Raw genomic sequence first — 18,546 nt, forward strand, 5'->3', positions numbered from 1 at the left:
ATTAACTTGAAATTACAAAGAAACCAGACCGTAATAGGACAGAATCACCACAAGAGTCCCAAGTGCTATCAGGCTAATTCCCGCGAACCAAGTAGCTGATGAAATCACTTGATAAACCTTGGGATAGGGATCTCTTTGCCATTTCCACCAATATACCAAAGGAGCTTTAGCTTTGAAATATCCCAGTTTCTCTAATTGCTGACGATGGTATTGATCATAGCGAGGAAATTGGCTAAAAGGTAAATCTCCTAGATGACGCTGAGAAATAATCCGCCGACGTTGATAGGGAACAGTGTTATCACCAAAACTGGTTTGATATTCTTCACTACTCAACAGTGCATCAATGAACCCTTGCAACCCCTTAGTACCTATGATAATTGACCAAGCAATTGTTTCTTGTTGATTGTAAACTTTCCGTCCCAGAACACGCTGTACACACATTTCTACAAATCGGTAATTGTTGTTTGTGTCATAGTTGCGTAAACGGAAAGTTTCAGACATTACCAATCCGCGAATAAAATCTCTAACAGTAATACTTTTGTGTTTTAACTGAGATTCTAAAGTCAATAAACGGTTACTAACAAGAATTTGTTGTTCGTTAAAAATCTGCCGATAAGCAGCCCAAATTAACTCATTCATTTCTACTGTGGAAGGAGTTCCTTCAGTAGTGTAAAGTTTGGGTTGTTCCTCTCCAGGAATTTCAAATCCTTTAACTCGTTGGTTTTGACTGGAGGGAGCGTAAGTTTTTAATGGAATAGTCATGGTGAGATTGTTTATTAAATAATAATGAACATTTGTAGAAAATTGATAATTTGTCAGGAGTCAGGAGTCAGGAGTCAGGAGTCAGGAGTCAGAAGTCAGAAGTCAGAAGTTAGAAGTTAGAAGTTAGAAGTTAGAAGTTAGAAGTTAGAAGTTAGAAGTTAGAAGTCAGAAGTCAGAAATCCTATATCAAATATTTTGTATCCTGAATCCTGACGATAATTTAAAAACAGGAATTTAATCCTGTAAATCCTTTAATCGGTGGACATCCTGATTCTGACAATTATTTCAAAATCATCTGAATCCTTTCTTTAACAACTCTGTCCGATTCTTGCGTCATAGCTTGATAAAGGATAGTATTTATTTCCACAGTCGCAATTGCTCCCAAAGACACCGCAGCCGCATAACGCAACGCCCAATCTTCAGCATTTAATAAAGCCCAAGAAAGCTTATCAATTGCCTTTTGTCTTTTTTCAGAATCCGTAGTAGAAATTACCATCTTTTCCAAGCCTCTAGCTGCTACTCGACGTACATTCCCTTGACAATGATTGGCAACTTCTACACCTACCACATCTACCAATAAATCTATTGCGAGATCATCACCAAGTTCAGCGAGAATGCTGATAATTTTTGCTTGTTCATTCTGATCTATGCAGGTGTGATAATCTGCAATTAGAGATTCTACTTTTGGGGAGGCAATTTGTTCTAATGTTGTGTTCATAATTGGTAAGTTTGTTTATTATTAAAGTTGGATTAATAGTTGATCAATTATTTGAAATAGGGTTTGAGTCGCTTGTTGTTTTTCTATTTCTGATATATCACTTTCTAATACTGTTTCTAAAATCCGTTTTAGGTTTAATAGTTTGAGGCTATTACCAACTTTTGCTTTTACAATTGCTTCTGCTGCTTCTATATGACCAATTGCTCCTAAATCGAAAGCCGCAGCCCAGCGTAAATAGGGATTTTCGTGATTAAGATTTTGGATAATGCGTTCGAGATATTCCGGTTTTTGGGTGATGAGATAAAGATAACGAGCCGCAGCACATTGGACTCTTTCGGAGTCATGTTTTAAAAATGGCTCAACAAGTGAACGTGCTTCTATGACTCGCAATTCTCCCAAGGCTTCTATTAAGGCTTCGTAGGGTTGGGGTGTACCAGATTGTAAAAGTTGTAATAGAGGAACAGCCGCAGTCGAATCGCCAATTTTTCCTAAAGCCTCAATGACAACTTCCCGAAATTGCTCATCTTCATCACAGTTTAGGGCATTTATGAGAGCGGGTAATGCTTCAATATTTTTGAGTTGTCCTAAAGCGCGAGCAACTTGACGACGTAAGGGATAGCCACCTTGAACTGTGCGATAACGCACGTCTTGGAGTTGCTGACAAAGGGCTGCACAAGCTGACTGAATTTGATGTTTTCCCAACCACCAAGCAGCATAATATCTAATTTGATTATCCTCATTATCTAAGGATGTAATTGCAGTTTCAGGAGAAAGAATTGGTTCAGCAGGAGAAGTAGTAATCATGTCAGAATCAGGATTTATAGGATTAAAGGATGAACAGGATGAATGTGAAGATGATTGATTTGTCCTGTTAATCTAATACACAACTTCCGAATTTTAATATGGGTTATTCAGAATATTTGTAGAGACGTTACATGGAACGTCTCTACATTCTTTTTCACCAGATTTATAATTGGTAATTCGATTAATCACCAACTACTTTTATACAGGTCTGACGCTGATAATTTTGCCGCCTTGTTTGTGAATTTGTTGATACTTCTGGGAAAGTTGATCAAAAGGTACATTGTACAACTGTCGGCTACGACGAATTGCTACTTTAGTACCAACTCCACCAGCGATAACTTCCATCACATACATCCGGTTGTCTCCGCGATTGGAAGAAGTTTTTAATTGTCCAAAACCAATATCAGATATAAATCTAATAGATGTGCTGGGAGGAATGATGACATTAGGCAAATTCATTGCCAATTGTTGCCGTAAGCGGGGGCTTTTTGTGCCAGCATTATCGCTGTTACCATTACCCCGATACAGTGTAAACAAGCGGTTGAATCCTACTTGTTTCATGCCATCAATTGACTTGAATCCCCGGAAGTAGGGAACTGTGGAATCACCAAAGGCATTATTATACTCTTGGCTATCAATATAAGAATCTATTTCTGCATCATAACCTTCAGCAGCATAGATATCCACATGATAAGCAATTTCTGACTGATCGTAGGGAGCGCGTCCTAACAAATGCTTATAATTCAGTTCAATGAACCGAATTTGGGAATTGCTATAAAAGAAGCGATCTTTGTAAAATTCGGATTTTGCTAATGTTTGCACAAATTGGCGTACACTAATTTGTCCATCTCTGAGCAATGCTTCTGCACTAGCAAAAGTTCCACCAATATAAACTCGTTCGCGTCCAAATATATGTTCGTAAGCAGATTTGAGGACTTGCTGTAATTCGTCTTCGCTGTAATTAGGGCGTAGTTCGATTTTTGTGTCTAAAACCGCACTGATGCCTAACCTCTGTTCCATTGAAAGGGTCATGCTTTTAACTCCTTATGATCAAATAAGGGGAAAAGAAAGTATTTTTCCCTTTCCCCTTACTCGTTTAACTTGTAAATTTTTAGCTCAATGCGTTGATAGCATAGTTGAGGTAAATATTTGCTTCTCCAGCTACGTCACCGGATAAGCCATTGTTGTCGCGGACAAATTCCAATGCGGCTACATACCAACTGGGGGATAAACCCAAAGCAGCATTAAATTCTTTTACGCCTGCAACTACATACTCATCTAATGGTCCTGTGCCACCAACCACACAGCAATAGCTGATGGTGCGGAGGTAATGGCTGATGTCACGAACACATTTTGATTTACCTTCTGGGGTAGAAGCGTATTGAGAACCCTGCATTTGGGTGGTGTAGGGGAATTTTTGGTAAACATGGTTAGCCGCAGCTTCAGACCATTTTTGACCGTTTTGGTTGAAGGCTTTAGCAGCATTCAAGCCAGCTTGAGCGCGGCTCATGCGACCAAAGATAGCTTGCATTTCGGTGTTGCCTAAGTATGCGCCACGAGAGTCAGCAGCAGCAATAGCCTCGGTTAGAGGGGTCTTCATGGTTAAAATTCTCCGGGAAATGTATTATGGATGATCAGATGAAAATTCGATTCAAAATTAAGCAACTGCTGCTGCTGCACGATCAAAGTAACTAGCTACTTCAGACATTAAGTTGCTGCAATCACCACGGGTAATACCAGCGTTACTGTTAGCAATAGCGATCGCTGCATCTTTCATTTTGCCAATCCCGGAAGCAACTGTAGCGCCAGGTGTTCCTAATGCTTGATAGGTTTCGCGCAAACCGTTCAAACAACGATCATCCATAGTGCTGGCATCTCCAGTCGCTACGGAATAGGTAACATAACGTAAAATGAAGCCTAAATCACGAATACAAGCTGCTTGGTTACGGTGGTGGAAACAAGCGCCGCCAGGACCAAATACGTTGGGTTGTTCAGCTACTAATGCGCGATAGGCATTAGCTGTGATTGCGGAAGCGTTGCTGGTCAAACGGTTAACAACATCTAAGCGTTTGTTGCCATCTGCAACTATAGCGGAAAGAGCATTAATTTGATCATCGGTCAAATATGCACCTTGGCGATCGCTTTGTTCAACTACTCTAGAAAAAGCATCAAGCATCTTCAATTTCTCCTAAACTGTCAGGTTTTGCCTGGGTTGTGGCGGCGGTGGTGTTTCTTTCCCCTGCCTTATGTTCACAAGATTAATGGGTCAGGTGTAAATAAATAGGTAAGGAAATAGTAAATAAATCGGAAAGATTAGTAGAAAAATAGAAATTGTAACAATTCGCAATCGAGTTTGTAAAGAAGTATTGCAGATTTAGAAGAAGTATTATGTGTTTATGGTGGGTAAGATTAGATTTTTTGCGGTTTTTATGGCGAAAATACCCTAATTTCTCCCCGATATGGATATAGCCATTTTCCTGTAAAGTGATTACTAAGTTTCGACTTCTATTCATTTAGTGGGATGTGGATATAGCCATTTTCCTGTAAGGTGACTACTAAGTTCCATATTTTTAATTTCTATTCATCTATAATCTAATGAGGATTCTTTTAGTTGAAGACGATATTCGTTTAGCAGAAACTTTAGCAGAGGCACTAAGCGACCAACTCTATGTTGTTGATATTGCTGCCGACGGAGAAGTTGCTTGGGATTGTACCAAAGCCATAAACTATGATCTGCTGCTCTTGGATGTGATGCTACCAGAAATTGATGGTATTACTTTATGTCATCGGGTGCGGTCTCATGGTCATCAAATGCCGATTTTGATGATCACAGCTTGTGATACAATTAGTAACAAGATTAATGGCTTAGATGCTGGAGCAGATGACTACATCATTAAACCTGTTGATTTAGGTGAATTATTTGCGCGGATTCGGGCTTTATTGCGTCGAGGGAACACAAGCTCCACGCCTATATTACAATGGGGAGATTTACAACTTAACCCTAGTACCTACGAAGTCAGTTATAAAAACAATTTCCTGCATTTAACACCAAAAGAATACAGTCTTTTAGAATTACTATTAAGAAATGGTCGGCGAGTTATCAGTCGCAGCGTGATTATTGAAAATCTGTGGACAAGCGAAACATCTCCCGACGAACATACTATTAAAGTTCATCTCAGAAGTGTCCGCCAAAAACTCAAAGCTGTTGGCGCACCAGAAGATTTTATTGAAACTATGCACGGTCTAGGATATCGTCTCAAATCACCAGAACTTTTGCAAAGTTGCTGATTTTAAATCTGTCATCAAGAGGATATAGAATTTCGAGCTTTTTGTTAAAAATTAAATATTCTCAAGAGTTTAGATTTATGTCTCTGCGTGAATACAAACCCGGAACTACTTTTCCCGGAGTCATCGGACGAACAAAAGCGATTATACTAAACTAATCTTTTTGGGAGTATAAGACACAAATTGTCTCTTGCTTTTCTTTTCTTGTGCTTTTAAATCTTGATAAATTGCCTTTAAATCGTAGTTAAATTGTCGACAATGTGCTTCCCTCGTTTGACGAATTTCTTCTATAATTGGATCTTCCCACATAAATTTTACCTCTCTATAAGTTCTTCAGGAGTACAAATGATTACAGGTTCGTAGCCTCTAGAACGACAAATACGCTCAATTTCTCTACGAATTATAGCATTGGCTATATGCTTACAGTTCCATGTTAATAAGTAATTTATACCATTCGTAACGGCAATAGCAATATGCAAAGCATCCTCAGACGCTTTTGCCGGCATGATTTTAAACTCAAGAAAAGCTTGGGCTAGAATTAATGCGTCTTCTGTGGTTGCCAATAATTCTATCTTATCAAGAATTGATAGTCTTTGTTCAGATGCAATAGGATCTCCTGCACTTGCTTCTTGAATAACTAGCTGTGAAGCAACTAAATCAAATTTTCCCCGATCATTTTGCCACCATTCTAGAGTTGTTTGTTGATGACCAGCAATCACGATATCACGACTAGGACGAGAAGTTAGGTAACTAATTACTGAAGTTTCAATATAAACTTTTGCTTTCATTGTTAGTTTGCATTCACACAGTTAGTTTTCTCAGTATGGTAATTCAGTCCATAAATTTATAAATTACCCCCTCCTAAAGAGGATATAGAACTTCGGGGTTTTTGTTAAAAATTAAATATTCTCAAGAGTTTAGATTTATGTCTCTGCGTGAATACAAACCCGGAACTACCTTCCCCGGAGTCATCGGCCGGACAGTTGATAAATCCAGTCCAGCTTGGCCAGAACCGGGGCGGGCAAAAGAAGGTACACCAAACGTCCTATTTATCGTTTTCGATGATACAGGATTTGGGCAATTTGGAAGCTACGGAAGTCCCATCAAAACACCCAACCTAGACACATTAGCCGCCAATGGTTTACGCTACAACAACTTACACACAACGGCACTGTGTTCTCCCACCCGTTCTTGTTTGCTGACTGGGCGCAATCACCATTCTAACGCCATGTCCTGCATTACAGAAGGGTCTACGGGTTATCCCGGAGGTAATGGGAATATTCCCTTTGAAAATGGGTTTCTCTCAGAGATATTACTCCAGAAGGGTTATAACACCTATGCGTTAGGAAAATGGCATTTAACCCCCTCAGACCAACTTTCAGCCGCAGGACCCTATGATCGCTGGCCTCTTGGTCGCGGTTTTGAACGTTTTTATGGCTTTTTAGGCGGAGAAACCCACCAGTATTATCCAGATTTGGTTTATGATAACCACACCGTTAAGCCAGAAAAGACCCCCGCAGAAGGCTATCATTTAACCGAAGATTTAGCAGACAAAGCCATTAGCTTTATCGCTGATGCCAAGCAGGTTGCCCCAAATAAGCCCTTTTTCATGTATTTCTGTCCGGGGGCAATGCACGCTCCCCATCATGTCCCCAAAGAATGGGCTGATGCCTATGCTGGACAATTTGATGATGGTTGGGAAGCTTACAGGGAAAAGGTTTTTGCCCGTCAGCAGGAAATGGGGATTGTTCCCGCAGATGCCGAACTTTCTCGCCATGATCCCGATGTTCCTCATTGGGATTCCCTAGCAGCCGCCGAAAAACGGCTTTATGCCCGGATGATGGAAGTATATGCTGGTTTTTTAACCCATACTGACTACCATATCGGTCGTTTACTCGATTTCCTCAAATCTATCGGTGAGTTCGAGAATACTGTAATTATGGTGATCTCGGACAATGGTGCAAGTTCGGAAGGGGGACCAACTGGTTCAGTGAATGAGAACCTGTTTTTTAACAATGTCCCCGAATCCCTAGAGGAAAATCTCAAAGCATTGGATAAATTAGGCAGTGCAGAAACCTTTAACCATTATGCTTGGGGTTGGACTTGGGCTGGGAATACGCCTTTCCGACGGTGGAAACGGGAAACCTATCGCGGGGGAATCAGCGACCCTTTAATTGTGCATTGGAGTCAAGGTATTGAGGCTAAAGGGGAAATTCGGACTCAGTACGCTCATGCTATTGACCTTGTGCCGACGGTACTGGAATTACTGGAAATTACACCACCGACAACGATTAAGGGTGTGACTCAATCTCCCATTGAAGGTGTCAGTTTTGCCCATACTTTTAATCATAGTACCGCCCCTACTAAGCATCTTACCCAGTATTTCGAGATGATGGGACATCGTTCTCTTTACTATGATGGTTGGCGGGCGGTTTGTCCTTGGCCGGGTCCTTCATTTACAGAAGCAGGGCAATTTTTTGGTGAGGCAATTTCGGCGGAAACGCTGACGGATTTGGATACTCATCATTGGGAACTGTATCACGTTGCTTCAGATTTTGCGGAAAATCACAATATTGCGGCTGATAATCGTCCTAAGTTAATAGAGATGATTGCTACTTGGTATATTGAGGCTGGCAAGTATAATGTGTTGCCTGTGGATGGACGTGGCGTGCAACGATTCGCGGAAGAACGCCCGCAAATTGCTGTCAATCGTAGCCGCTATGTTTACTATCCTGATACTCAAGCGATTCCCGCCGGTAGTGCGGTGAGGGTGTTAAATCGTCCCCACAGTATTACGGCTGATGTGGAGATTCCCCCAGGTGGCGCAGAAGGGATATTACTGGCTCATGGGGGTAATGATAGTGGCTATTCTTTCTATGTCCAAAATGGCAAACTGCACTGGGTTCATAATTATGTGGGGCGATCGCTCTATCATGTTGAATCTGGGTCATCTGTGCCAGCAGGTCGTCACCAGTTGCGCTTTGAGTTTAAAGTCACGGGTCAACCAGATTTAGCCAAGGGAAAAGGAACGCCAGGACGCGGACAATTGTATATTGATGAGAAATTGGTCGGGCAGATTGATGTGCTTGTAACTACTCCTTTAGCACTAGGTTTGACCAGTGGTGTCACCTGTGGAATTGCCCCCGGTGCGCCTGTTACGCCGGATTATGAACCGCCTTTTAAGTTTACGGGTAAGATTTATAGTGTGATGGTGGATGTTAGTGGTGATTTGATTCAAGATCGGGAAGCTGAAATGCGGACTATTATGGCGCGACAGTAAACAGAAATATTTCTCAGGGTGGGTTATCTGACCCACCATTAATCAAATTATTCATATTTACTGAGAATATTAAATATCGTCTTCACTGAGATTAGTAACTTTGAGAAAATGCCGTAACAGTCCAGGTTTTAGTGATTGATTTCCATGAATAGGAACAGAAATTCTGGCTGGATTATCGGATTTACCGTAAATATGATGACTACCGTTAATGCGGAGAAGTTGCCATCCTTGAGACTATAATACTTTAGCAAAATTTTTCCCTGAAATTGATTTCATACGGCAATTTCTAATATTTGAGCAGATTCATCAAGTTCTAATGAATCAACATCAACGAGTAGGCAACCTTCAACGGCTTCATATATATTTTGTAGTAATTCTTCAAAAGTATCGCCCTGGGTAGCACAACCTGGGATAGCAGGAACTTCTGCCCAGTAACCTGTTTCTTCTTTGTGAATAATGACTTTTATTTTCATGCTTAGAAGTTTAATTTTTTAGGTGATCTATGATGATTAAGAACAATTATATCTTAATAGTATTAATTTTTTTAATACAACTTTTTTAAAAGTTATTGGTGTCTAAAAATTCACAAGAATTAATTGATATTTATCCTCCTATTAAGTATAAAAAATGACTTTTTCGTAAGGTGGGTATTGCCTACCCTACGTATATATCTGTATTAAATAGGAGGACTATTACGCTCTCTCCATCCTTTCTCAGCCTCTACTTTGCGATTAAATAAAGCTTCTCCTTCTTCAAGAGTTGTTACTACTTCACCTATTAACTTACTTTATTTCCTTAAATGATGAAACTAAAACTAAAAGATTGGATATGGAGATACTTACCAGCAGAGATAGTGGGTACAATTACGGCATTAACGTCTGCAATTATAGCTAATTCATTCACTCATTCCGCCTTAGTTTCCTCTTTTGCTGGCACATGGGGAGAATTTGTTGGCTATTACGGTTTCTTTTTATTTCAAGAACTTAGAACTAGCATGAGCCAGTATAAGAAGGAAAATACAAGATATGGAATCACTTCATGCTTCATAAATATCCGAAATTTGGTTCTTGAGTTTGGTATTCCTGAGTGGCTCGATAGTAGCCTAATCAGACCATTCTGTATGTATTTTTTTCCAAAAGCACTAGATAATTTTGTATTAGGAATTATGGCTGGTAAAATTACTGCAGATATTGTCTTTTACATTGGTGTGATAATTGCATATGAAATCAAAAAGAAACACTTGAAAGGTTAACAAAGACAATAGACTTATATCTTTGTGTCCGAGCGCAAGGCGGGATAGAATTCAATAAAATCAAATCCCTACCACATCTCGTTCCTAGTCTCTGACTAGGAATGCAGTTGATGAGGCTCTGCTTCTAATATCATTGAAGGCAGAGCCTTCTAGAATTCATTCCCAGTCTGAGACTGGGAATGAGACGACTTGAGTTCTTTGCGGGATAGATGTTTTACCTTAAGTTGACACCAATGAACCTCTTGCTTTACCCCTCGTTTAGAATCAAACAATCAAGCAGTTTTGAGTATAAATAGCATAGGTATTTTCATCAATTTGGAGATTTTCCCGTTCTCTTTCCGCTTGAATACGTTCCTTGGCAATTTCTTCGAGTTTCGCTAATGCTTCTGTTGCTTCAATTTGCCTATCTTCAAACTGCTGGCGAATTTTTTCAGCGCGATCGCCTATGAAAATTAAAAAAAGTGATTTTCGACTTTTATCCTCCACATCTTTAAATAATGCTTTGCTAAAATTATTTTACACCACTAGACAAAATTCCCAAAATCTTATTGACATCATTTAAAAAATATTCAGCCAAATCAATCTGCACCAATTCACCTGATAACCTTAAAAACTTCCAAATTTCTCCTGTAGTTACCACCCCATAAATTTCTGTAATTTGATTTTCCTCCCGTTCATTAAATAACCTAGCTGCATACATTTCAGCGATACATTGTCCCAAACCTCCTTTAATATTTTCCTTCTTCGCTTCCACAATAATAATCACAGGTGTATTAATCAATAAAAACTCAGGAGAACGACTAATTAAAAAATCACAATTTCCATTTAAACCCTGACTAGGTTCAATATTAAATTCCACACCCGAAAACAAACTAATTTGATTAGCAAACTTTTTAGTTAATTCTAATAAAATCGGGGTAATAATCATCTCAGAACGAGATTTTTCCGTATTACTAGCCAAAGCAACCGGTACATTATAGGCTAAAGTTTCCTGTAAATATTCACTAACTGGTAATGGTGCAACTTCAGAAAAAATATTGTCTCTGCTAGAAATATTCAGATGTAGATTTTTCTTAACAGTTTCTAAAGTAAAATCACTATAAGACATATATTGTCCTCCTCAACTTAATAACCTAAATTCAACTTAACCAAAACCTCATCTAAATCCTTATCAGCCCATTCTCTTGCTTGTCTTACTGCTGCTAAAGTAGTTATTCACTCCCCCCTCTAAAATTATCGAAACCCTTGATCTCTCGTTAAAGATAGGGGGGGTGAACAGTTACCTGCTAAATCTGCTAAAATATCACCAATTTCACGATCAGCATTGGCATTTTTCAACCCCAAATGATGAGGACTGATAACTTCAATTAAATCCGATAATCTATCATCATCTAAAACACGCTGATCATGTTGTTTTTCGTTGTAGTCTTTTAGGGTCAATATACCCGATAAATTCTTATTAAAACCAGCTATTTTTCGCATAGCTGTAGTTATAAATTCTCCTAAACCCTCTTTAGGATGAAAACGAATTTTCTCCCAATTATATTGTTGAGGAATATAGTATCTAGTACAGGTTGGCGTAAATGACATGACCATTAAAAGCTCCGAAAATTTGATAGATTGCAAGGCTTGAAAATGGTTCATTCACTTACGCCGTAGATTTCCAACCAGGAGGTAATTCTATTTTATCCATTTTTACCACCTGCCAAAAAATCACTCAAAACTAAAATTGGTAATTCTGTTACTCGTTTCAATTGAATATCATTCGTTAAAAATACATCACACTTAGCCACAATAGCCACAGAAATTTGTAAAGAATCTAATAAAGCCAAATTATATTTAGCTCGTAATTGAGAGGCTTGTTTAGCAATTAATTCATCAATTTGAATAAACTCAACATTTACACCAGAAACAATCAAATCAATAAAATCCTCTTTTAGTTCAGTTAATCCTAAACGATAAGGATAAACTAAACACTCAGATAAAGTGATAGGAGAAGTAACAGCACTCAGCAAACCTGAATCAAGATTCTCAAATACATAATTAACTAACGATTGATATTGAGGATTATTCTCAACATAATAAATTACTGGTGCAGTATCCAGAAATAACTTTTTACCCTGAATTAAATAATCTTCAATCTTCATAGTTACTTCTTAAATGTAATTCTCTATTTTCCGTCTCCTCTCTTCTATTTCTTGACACCCAAATTTGAGCATCTTCACCAACTAAACGATAAGGTGCTTTACCTTTAATATCTCCCCATTTACGGCGTTTTTTTGGCTCTACATCCTGCTTTTGTCTCTTAAATTGCAAAAAATCAATAAAATTTAATACCTCTTCCCGTTGTTCCGGTGTTAAATTCTGGACTCTATCTAAAATAGATTCTTGTTTTTCCACAGCTTGAGTCATAACTAAAAAACCTCATAACTCCTAAAATTATTTTACACCACTGGATAAACTTCCCAAAATCTTTCTCGTTCCCATACTCTGTATGGGAATGAATTCTAGAAGGCTCTGCCTTCAATGACATTAGAGGCAGAGCCTCTGTAGAACATTCCCAGTCGAAGACTGGGAACGAGATATGATTAAATCATTTACCTAAATTCAACTTAACCAAAACCTCATCTAAATCCTTATCAGCCCATTCCCTCGCTTGTCTTGCTGCTGCTAAATCTGCTAAAATATCACCAATTTCACGATGTACAAACTTCTCACTAATATCTACAAATGGGGAAGGACTAATGTCGCTTGCCAAATTAAATGACCACTTGACAAATTAATGTCCACAAAAATATTAAACCCTAAACCCTTATATAGTAAGGGTTTTGCTATTTTAGCCTATATTTAGCCTCTTCAACATCAATTGACAAAATAGCTGTCCGAGTTTAAATACTTGACAAATTAATTGTCCTCTATTGAAAATCTCTATTTTTCCAATCTTTACTTTACTTGACAAATTAATTGTCCTCCGATAGAGTATAATTCAACTATGTTTGTAATAAACATATATGCTAGAAACACAAGATGATAAACCCAATAACGATGAAGTAGAAGATAGCGAGATTATCACTCAACTATCCACAGGTGATAAAGAACTATTGGAACTAATCCAGAAATTACTTGAACCATGCGATACCTTCGGTAAGCTTCGCTAACGCATTACCTATGGAGAAAGACAAAGGGAGGTAGCAGCAAAACTAGGTAAATCAGTCCGAACAGTCCGCAGACTGGTTAAAAAATGGGAAGAACAAGGTTTAGCCGGACTTCAAACCACTCAACGTGCTGACAAAGGTAAACACCGCGAAGAATTTTTAGCTCGTGCTTATGCTCAAGATTTGGAGACAGAGGAATTATCTCTGGATGAGGCTAAAGCCATGAGTCGCAGGATTCGCCAAGCAGGTAAAGAAATTAGCAAGGCTGCTGGGGTTGGGGGTGCGATCGCTCGTTGGGAAAAATTTCGTTTTAATCCCCCTCCTTCTGGGCAACAGTTGGAGGCTTTGGCTAAGGTTGTGGGGGTTGATGCTGATAGGTTAGAGCAGATGTTAGCACCTGCCGGGGTGGGAATGAATCTTGAACCTATTCGGCTTTGTGCTGCTTGTTATGTGGATTCCCCTTGTCACCGGATTGAGTGGCAGTTTAAGGTAACTCAGGGGTGTCAGCATCATCATTTAAGTTTGTTGTCTGAGTGTCCTAATTGTGGGGCTAGGTTTAAAGTTCCGGCTTTGTGGGTTGATGGTTGGTGTCAAAGATGTTTTACTACGTTTGGGGAGATGGTAGAACATCAGAAGAATATTTAAGATATTGAGAGCGATCGCTCTGTTCCCCAAAATTCATCGCTGTTTTATAGTAGAAAGTAACCACTGTAAGGGTTTCAATGAATTGATATTCAAGTACAATTCTAATTAATATAATTATACTTTTTATTGAAAAAGTATAATTTAGGTATATTTACTCCTCTATGACTTGTAAGACTTGTGGAGCAATAAATACTTTACCGTAAGAACCTTCACTAACCTGGAACAAGATGTCAGCATTAACCATCTAATCCGTACTCTAGTGTACGCACATAATTTAATACTTCTTGTGCATCTCCTTCAGGCGCTGGAGGAACAACACCAGGAAGTGAGAGTTGTCCTGTTTCATAAGCATAAAGATTAGTTATATTTGTTTGCGTTCCTTCAATTCGTGAAGAAAGAACAGCTTCACGACGAATAAATGGACGAATGAGAAGAGTCGGATTTGGCATGGTACGTCCTAATCCGGCAAGTTCACCTAAAGCGCGGTCTGCATCTGAAAGAGTACGCCAAATTTCTATATCCAGTTCAATTATTGGTGGTAGGGGATTAGGAACAAAAGCATAACAAGGATTTTTACCTTCTTCTATTTGTACTAATCTACCTGTAGGAGTGTTTTGAAAGTCTTCGGGGTTCATACTAGGTTTCGATTTTTTTCTAAAAAATTGATGTTAAAAAAGAATTTTGTTGTCGTTTGTCGGTGTTACTCCTGTTAGTCGGGAATACCAAGGCGTTGATATAGTTCTTCCTGCTTAGGATAGAGAAAAGAGTCTTTATATGTTTTTTGAGTTTTTGCACTCAAGTCTTCTAGTACATCATTAAATGTTTTTTGTTCTAAATCTTGTAGAACTTGAGATAAGTGAATTCCTTGTGATAGATGGGGTTGTAACTCTTCTAGTTCACCTATTGAAAGTATTTGCCAATCAAAGCAACTAACTCCTTTTTCTTTCAAAAATTTATTTATATAATCTCGAAAAAAATAATCATTAATTAGATAAATTTCTTCAAGAGTTATTAAGACTGGCTTAAAAATTGTATATTTGTCAAATCGTTGAAGATTTGGCAATTTAGCTTGACAATTCTTTATAAATTCATCTATCTGCTGTATTCCATCTATGACTTCTTTTAGACTCTTGTTAATTTCTTCTTCAGTAGCCATAGTCTTAGCATCTTTTCTTAATTTAATTGCTTTACATTCAAAAAGAATAACTAAATTACCATCAATAAGTGCATAATCTGGTTTCTTTCCTCTATAAGATTCATCAAGTTCACTGTCAATATCAATTAGCGTTTCTGAAGTGATAGAATTTTTCAAAACTGTCTCTACATATTTTGCAAATACATGACCAAAGTATGTAGAAAATTTAGTTGTAAAGTTATTAAATAACTGATAATATATCCCTAGTGAGTTTCTTCGTGCTATTAAATCAGGAATGGGCGAGCTTATAATATCATTACCAAAATCGTGAAAGCCTCTATTTGTACAAGGATAAACTACAGGAAACTCAAAAAAAGGACTTATATCATACATTTTAAATCGGCGGTCTTTAGTTTGCCGTTTTTGATAAAGATTAATTAACTTATTTTGATCTCCTGCCAATTGGCTCATGATAATAGATATACATTTATCGTCAGGTATATTAATTCCATTTGATCGTGCCTGACGTACTATATCATCCAGAGAAAAAGTCGAATAAGCTTTTAAATATGACAGTAGTACAAATAGAAAGTTAGTAAACTCAGGAATAGATACACCATTAAGATTTTGAAACTCCTGAATCATATCAAAAGATTTAGGATTTTCTTGATTAACATTTAAAGCAATAGGAATTTCATAATATATTGATATTGGCCTAGAAAACTGGCTATAGGGGTAAACTCGAAATGGAAATTGTTTATTTGCAATTCTGAGAAAAGTAAATATAGGATTAGACTGAGTGAATTCATCCTGTAGGGTTTTATCAAAAATAATAGGATCTGTGATGAGATATTGCCCAACTAAGTTACATAAATATGTTAATTGTTTAGATGGTATATTCTTTTTTAGTTGTATATTCTTCTTGCTTGGCGAGCAATATCTAATAGCGAATAAAACTAATTCTGCTATTATAAAAGGCTCTATTTGTTCTCCTTTAGAATGTAAAGAGTGTAAAATATCCCCTAGTTTAAATTTTCTGAGATGCTGACCTATTTTAGATTCCAGTCTATCTAGATCATCTAAGCTATTAATTCTCATTACTAACAAGACTCCTTTTTAACTTTACTTCTCATCTTTTTCAATCAGGTAGATAAGCTGATATGAAGCACTTAAATAGCTTATCGTTATTATATACAAGTAAATGCACTAATTCAGTTTATTTGAGCTTTTAATTTTTCTTGTAACTCCTGATAAATAACATCTAACCACACGGGAATTACAGATTTACCTTCATCCAGGGAAGCGATAGCGAAGCGCTCCGTAGGAATCGCTCTCTTTTTATCAAACCCACATTCCGCACCCCCCGGTGTCACAATCGGTAATTTCGGATTTTTGAATACATTAAAGGATAATTTTTATACAAAAATGTCGAAATTTTAGGTAGCGATAGCGAAGCGCTGCTGCAAGCAGTTCGCTAATCCCAAATCCCCAAACGACCATTTTTCGTTGTGTGACAGTTTAGGGTGCGGAAGATGGGATCAAAATATACTAAAAAAGCCTAACTTCTCCAGAAATCAGGCTTAGATTACCATACATGGATTTTTTGTGTTCTTTTTGGGTTATAGTCACAAAATTTTACTCTAGCTACAAATTATTTAACAGCGATATGCCTATGGATATATCGCTGCAAACAAAACTATCTAAACCCAGATTAAAAGTTGCTGAAGGTATTGGGTAGTTCAAGATACCACCTCAGCTTTTCTATGCGCGATTCAATAGTTCAGAGTGAATTTCCTTCATAATCTCATTTCCTGCGAGTTTCCCAAGAAATTCAGGCTTTTTCTCTATTAATTTACGTTTTCCTTTTTGGGCTAACTTTGGGAAAGTTTTTGATTGCCATTCCTCAAATGAGGAATAAAAATTAGTTTGTGTATCTAACTGCTCGGATTGAATATGATTTTTTCCAGACAAAGGTATCACCTCCTAGTAAACTCAAAATCTTGATATTGAATTATTTTCTGACAAAGAAGTCTCGATTTAATTCAGCAGAGAAATAATGTTTTCTCTTGATCCAAATAAATCCATCTCCTTTGGAAATAAGGGCTACATCGGTAGGTCCTCCTACTGTTTCTGCATCAGTGGTCACTCTTCGCTTCAAAGATGTAAGACTTACCAGTGCTTCAGCCATAGCTGCTAATTCATCTTTGGGTAGAATGCTTACTGTATCTAAAATAGGGTTTATATGATATTCTCTTCTGAATTCTATCATCTTTTCATTGTATTTTTCAAGTAAAGATTGTTTAGTCTGATTAAAGTGTTTATTAATTTGATTAATAAAATCTGGTTGTTCACTAGAATCAGACTCCTTAGCTTGGTCAATAATAGTCTCAAAATATTTTTGTAAAATTTCTTCTAGAGCATGAATAGAGAAATTTTCTAGCGTTGGATCAATACCTGCAATAAATGTTGAAATCATATCCTCTTGTGCAAAAGGTATGATTGCAGGATAATTGCCTATTGCATGAGATTTATCTTCGTTGTGACGATATTTTAACTGATTACCAAATACACATTCTATATCGTAAGTATGTAAAGAAGGAAAAATTTCTTCTTCTCCAAAACCAGCAATTACAATTCCTGATACGAGAGAGGAAAATGTTTTCTTAAATAAAGAGTATTCAGCTATTGTAAGCAAATTATTTTTTATATTTGTGGTTACATTAAATTCTGAAAATACATGATCTATTACCTTGTGAAACAAGGGATTAAACTCAACAGTTTTTTCTTTAATAAAAGATTCTGAAAAGTGAGAAATATTGTCTAAATTTTCTAAATTAGTAGCAGCTTTCTCTATTACTTCACTTGCGATTTTATTAGTTAATTCTTCAGATATTTTTGTCTGTATATCGTTACTAAAAGCTTGCTCCACAGCATAACTTATTTCTTGTTGGAGATGTTTATAAGTGTCTGATAAAATAGATATAACAGATTCAGTTTGATAATCATCAGGGAAAAACTTAATATGTTTATTAATAAAATCAATAAAATCATTACAATAATCTTGAAGTTCAGGGAAAGATAAATTTCCTAGCTTCTGTCTGTATACTTTAATAAGTGATTCCCAAGGAACTCCTGTAAGCTGGGCATTTCCGTATACCATAATACCTACAGGACAAACCCTTGATAAAGCAAAAAGCTTATTAGCCGAGTTATAACTCCCGGTTCGCCCATTTTTGCGAGAGTTAGAAGAATTCTACTCAGGAGTAAAAGATTGACCACTAAGCTGAGTATAAATAGTAGGGGGAAACCCAAGTAAAACAAGAATACGCTGCTGTAAAGGGGAAAGAGTAGTTAAATGAGTGTAGACTTCATTGTTAACCTCAATTAATATCAATGTGATTTCTTTAAATGCAACAAGAAGCATTTCAGCAGTAGGACGTGCCGTTTTACGCTGAGGATTACCAGCATAAAGTCCAGCCAATTTTTCTTGATTTTTGTCAAGATGGCGAC

At 37.4% G+C, this 18,546-nt stretch carries 25 protein-coding genes and 3 pseudogenes; 6 read left to right on the forward strand and 22 right to left on the reverse strand.

Annotated elements, in window-relative coordinates; genetic code table 11:
* Positions 1 to 12 precede the first annotated feature (12 nt).
* From AN486_RS04140 to AN486_RS04165, 6 genes are all read right to left on the reverse strand, one after another.
* Positions 13 to 762 (reverse strand): phycobilisome rod-core linker polypeptide, encoded by a 750-nt coding sequence (locus AN486_RS04140; protein ID WP_290599428.1) that lies wholly within the window; start codon positions 760 to 762, stop codon positions 13 to 15.
* Between the two features lie 280 nt (positions 763 to 1,042).
* Positions 1,043 to 1,480, reverse strand: coding sequence for a HEAT repeat domain-containing protein (locus tag AN486_RS04145; protein WP_290599429.1), 438 nt, complete (start codon positions 1,478 to 1,480; stop codon positions 1,043 to 1,045).
* Positions 1,481 to 1,501: 21 nt separating this feature from the next.
* Positions 1,502 to 2,284, reverse strand: a complete 783-nt coding sequence (locus AN486_RS04150; RefSeq protein ID WP_290599430.1) for a HEAT repeat domain-containing protein — start codon at positions 2,282 to 2,284, stop codon at positions 1,502 to 1,504.
* Between the two features lie 198 nt (positions 2,285 to 2,482).
* Positions 2,483 to 3,316, reverse strand: coding sequence for a phycobilisome linker polypeptide (locus AN486_RS04155; RefSeq protein WP_290599431.1), 834 nt, complete (start codon positions 3,314 to 3,316; stop codon positions 2,483 to 2,485).
* Between the two features lie 79 nt (positions 3,317 to 3,395).
* Positions 3,396 to 3,884, reverse strand: coding sequence for a phycocyanin subunit alpha (locus AN486_RS04160; protein ID WP_168498763.1), 489 nt, complete (start codon positions 3,882 to 3,884; stop codon positions 3,396 to 3,398).
* 57 nt (positions 3,885 to 3,941) lie between these two features.
* Positions 3,942 to 4,460, reverse strand: a complete 519-nt coding sequence (locus AN486_RS04165; RefSeq protein ID WP_290599432.1) for a phycocyanin subunit beta — start codon at positions 4,458 to 4,460, stop codon at positions 3,942 to 3,944.
* 419 nt (positions 4,461 to 4,879) lie between these two features.
* Between AN486_RS04165 and AN486_RS04170 the strand changes: the two genes are divergently transcribed.
* On the forward strand, positions 4,880 to 5,572 hold the full coding sequence (locus tag AN486_RS04170) for a response regulator transcription factor (protein WP_290599433.1): 693 nt from the start codon (positions 4,880 to 4,882) through the stop codon (positions 5,570 to 5,572).
* A 141-nt stretch (positions 5,573 to 5,713) separates the two neighbouring features.
* Here AN486_RS04170 and AN486_RS04175 read toward each other — a convergent pair whose 3' ends face one another.
* Both AN486_RS04175 and AN486_RS04180 read right to left on the reverse strand, forming a co-directional pair.
* Positions 5,714 to 5,878 (reverse strand): hypothetical protein, encoded by a 165-nt coding sequence (locus AN486_RS04175; RefSeq protein ID WP_290599434.1) that lies wholly within the window; start codon positions 5,876 to 5,878, stop codon positions 5,714 to 5,716.
* 5 nt (positions 5,879 to 5,883) lie between these two features.
* Entirely contained in the window at positions 5,884 to 6,357 is a 474-nt protein-coding gene (locus tag AN486_RS04180; RefSeq protein WP_290599435.1) for a type II toxin-antitoxin system VapC family toxin, read from the reverse strand.
* Between the two features lie 137 nt (positions 6,358 to 6,494).
* On the opposite strand from AN486_RS04180, the gene AN486_RS04185 reads away from it, so the two are divergent.
* Complete coding sequence (locus AN486_RS04185; RefSeq protein WP_290599436.1) at positions 6,495 to 8,849, forward strand: arylsulfatase; 2,355 nt, start codon at positions 6,495 to 6,497, stop codon at positions 8,847 to 8,849.
* 69 nt (positions 8,850 to 8,918) lie between these two features.
* On the opposite strand, the pseudogene AN486_RS04190 reads toward AN486_RS04185, so the two are convergent.
* Positions 8,919 to 9,068: pseudogene (locus tag AN486_RS04190) on the reverse strand (type II toxin-antitoxin system HicA family toxin); the annotation flags it as partial.
* 53 nt (positions 9,069 to 9,121) lie between these two features.
* On the reverse strand, positions 9,122 to 9,322 hold the full coding sequence (locus tag AN486_RS04195; protein WP_053540461.1) for a type II toxin-antitoxin system HicB family antitoxin: 201 nt from the start codon (positions 9,320 to 9,322) through the stop codon (positions 9,122 to 9,124).
* 326 nt (positions 9,323 to 9,648) lie between these two features.
* On the opposite strand from AN486_RS04195, the gene AN486_RS04200 reads away from it, so the two are divergent.
* On the forward strand, positions 9,649 to 10,101 hold the full coding sequence (locus tag AN486_RS04200; RefSeq protein ID WP_053540462.1) for a hypothetical protein: 453 nt from the start codon (positions 9,649 to 9,651) through the stop codon (positions 10,099 to 10,101).
* Between the two features lie 264 nt (positions 10,102 to 10,365).
* Here the strand turns inward: AN486_RS04200 and AN486_RS04205 are convergent, their stop codons facing one another.
* The 6 genes from AN486_RS04205 to AN486_RS04230 form a co-directional block, all read right to left on the reverse strand.
* Entirely contained in the window at positions 10,366 to 10,587 is a 222-nt protein-coding gene (locus AN486_RS04205) for a hypothetical protein (protein WP_168635596.1), read from the reverse strand.
* Positions 10,588 to 10,612: 25 nt separating this feature from the next.
* On the reverse strand, positions 10,613 to 11,209 hold the full coding sequence (locus AN486_RS04210; RefSeq protein WP_053540464.1) for a hypothetical protein: 597 nt from the start codon (positions 11,207 to 11,209) through the stop codon (positions 10,613 to 10,615).
* A 125-nt stretch (positions 11,210 to 11,334) separates the two neighbouring features.
* Positions 11,335 to 11,745: a type I restriction-modification system subunit M N-terminal domain-containing protein gene (locus tag AN486_RS04215; RefSeq protein ID WP_096663203.1), complete on the reverse strand. Its 411-nt coding sequence runs from the start codon at positions 11,743 to 11,745 to the stop codon at positions 11,335 to 11,337.
* Between the two features lie 41 nt (positions 11,746 to 11,786).
* Positions 11,787 to 12,248, reverse strand: coding sequence for a PIN domain-containing protein (locus AN486_RS04220; protein WP_053540466.1), 462 nt, complete (start codon positions 12,246 to 12,248; stop codon positions 11,787 to 11,789).
* Complete coding sequence (locus tag AN486_RS04225) at positions 12,238 to 12,513, reverse strand: DUF2281 domain-containing protein (protein WP_168635597.1); 276 nt, start codon at positions 12,511 to 12,513, stop codon at positions 12,238 to 12,240. The genes AN486_RS04220 and AN486_RS04225 overlap by 11 nt, the downstream gene beginning before the upstream one ends.
* A 181-nt stretch (positions 12,514 to 12,694) precedes the next feature.
* Positions 12,695 to 12,859, reverse strand: coding sequence for a hypothetical protein (locus AN486_RS04230; RefSeq protein WP_168635598.1), 165 nt, complete (start codon positions 12,857 to 12,859; stop codon positions 12,695 to 12,697).
* Between the two features lie 253 nt (positions 12,860 to 13,112).
* Between AN486_RS04230 and AN486_RS04235 the strand changes: the two genes are divergently transcribed.
* The 3 genes and pseudogenes from AN486_RS04235 to AN486_RS04245 all read left to right on the forward strand — a co-directional run bounded on the left by AN486_RS04235 (position 13,113) and on the right by AN486_RS04245 (position 13,901).
* Complete coding sequence (locus tag AN486_RS04235) at positions 13,113 to 13,259, forward strand: hypothetical protein (protein WP_168635599.1); 147 nt, start codon at positions 13,113 to 13,115, stop codon at positions 13,257 to 13,259.
* 3 nt (positions 13,260 to 13,262) lie between these two features.
* Positions 13,263 to 13,379: pseudogene (locus tag AN486_RS04240) on the forward strand (helix-turn-helix domain-containing protein); the annotation flags it as partial.
* A gap of 99 nt (positions 13,380 to 13,478) precedes the next feature.
* Positions 13,479 to 13,901, forward strand: coding sequence for a TniQ family protein (locus AN486_RS04245; protein ID WP_234413235.1), 423 nt, complete (start codon positions 13,479 to 13,481; stop codon positions 13,899 to 13,901).
* 236 nt (positions 13,902 to 14,137) lie between these two features.
* Here AN486_RS04245 and AN486_RS04250 read toward each other — a convergent pair whose 3' ends face one another.
* From AN486_RS04250 to AN486_RS04275, 6 genes and pseudogenes are all read right to left on the reverse strand, one after another.
* Entirely contained in the window at positions 14,138 to 14,536 is a 399-nt protein-coding gene (locus AN486_RS04250) for a Fic/DOC family N-terminal domain-containing protein (protein WP_053540468.1), read from the reverse strand.
* 74 nt (positions 14,537 to 14,610) lie between these two features.
* Complete coding sequence (locus AN486_RS04255; protein WP_053540469.1) at positions 14,611 to 16,134, reverse strand: hypothetical protein; 1,524 nt, start codon at positions 16,132 to 16,134, stop codon at positions 14,611 to 14,613.
* Positions 16,135 to 16,247: 113 nt separating this feature from the next.
* Positions 16,248 to 16,409: a hypothetical protein gene (locus AN486_RS04260; RefSeq protein WP_234413236.1), complete on the reverse strand. Its 162-nt coding sequence runs from the start codon at positions 16,407 to 16,409 to the stop codon at positions 16,248 to 16,250.
* A gap of 388 nt (positions 16,410 to 16,797) precedes the next feature.
* Positions 16,798 to 17,007: a hypothetical protein gene (locus AN486_RS04265; protein ID WP_053540470.1), complete on the reverse strand. Its 210-nt coding sequence runs from the start codon at positions 17,005 to 17,007 to the stop codon at positions 16,798 to 16,800.
* Positions 17,008 to 17,047: 40 nt separating this feature from the next.
* On the reverse strand, positions 17,048 to 18,196 hold the full coding sequence (locus AN486_RS04270) for a hypothetical protein (RefSeq protein ID WP_290599437.1): 1,149 nt from the start codon (positions 18,194 to 18,196) through the stop codon (positions 17,048 to 17,050).
* A 93-nt stretch (positions 18,197 to 18,289) separates the two neighbouring features.
* Positions 18,290 to 18,546, reverse strand: a pseudogene (locus AN486_RS04275) (hypothetical protein); the annotation flags it as partial.

Source organism: Anabaena sp. AL93 (assembly GCF_001672085.1).
Classification (GTDB): Bacteria; Cyanobacteriota; Cyanobacteriia; order Cyanobacteriales; family Nostocaceae; genus Dolichospermum; species Dolichospermum heterosporum.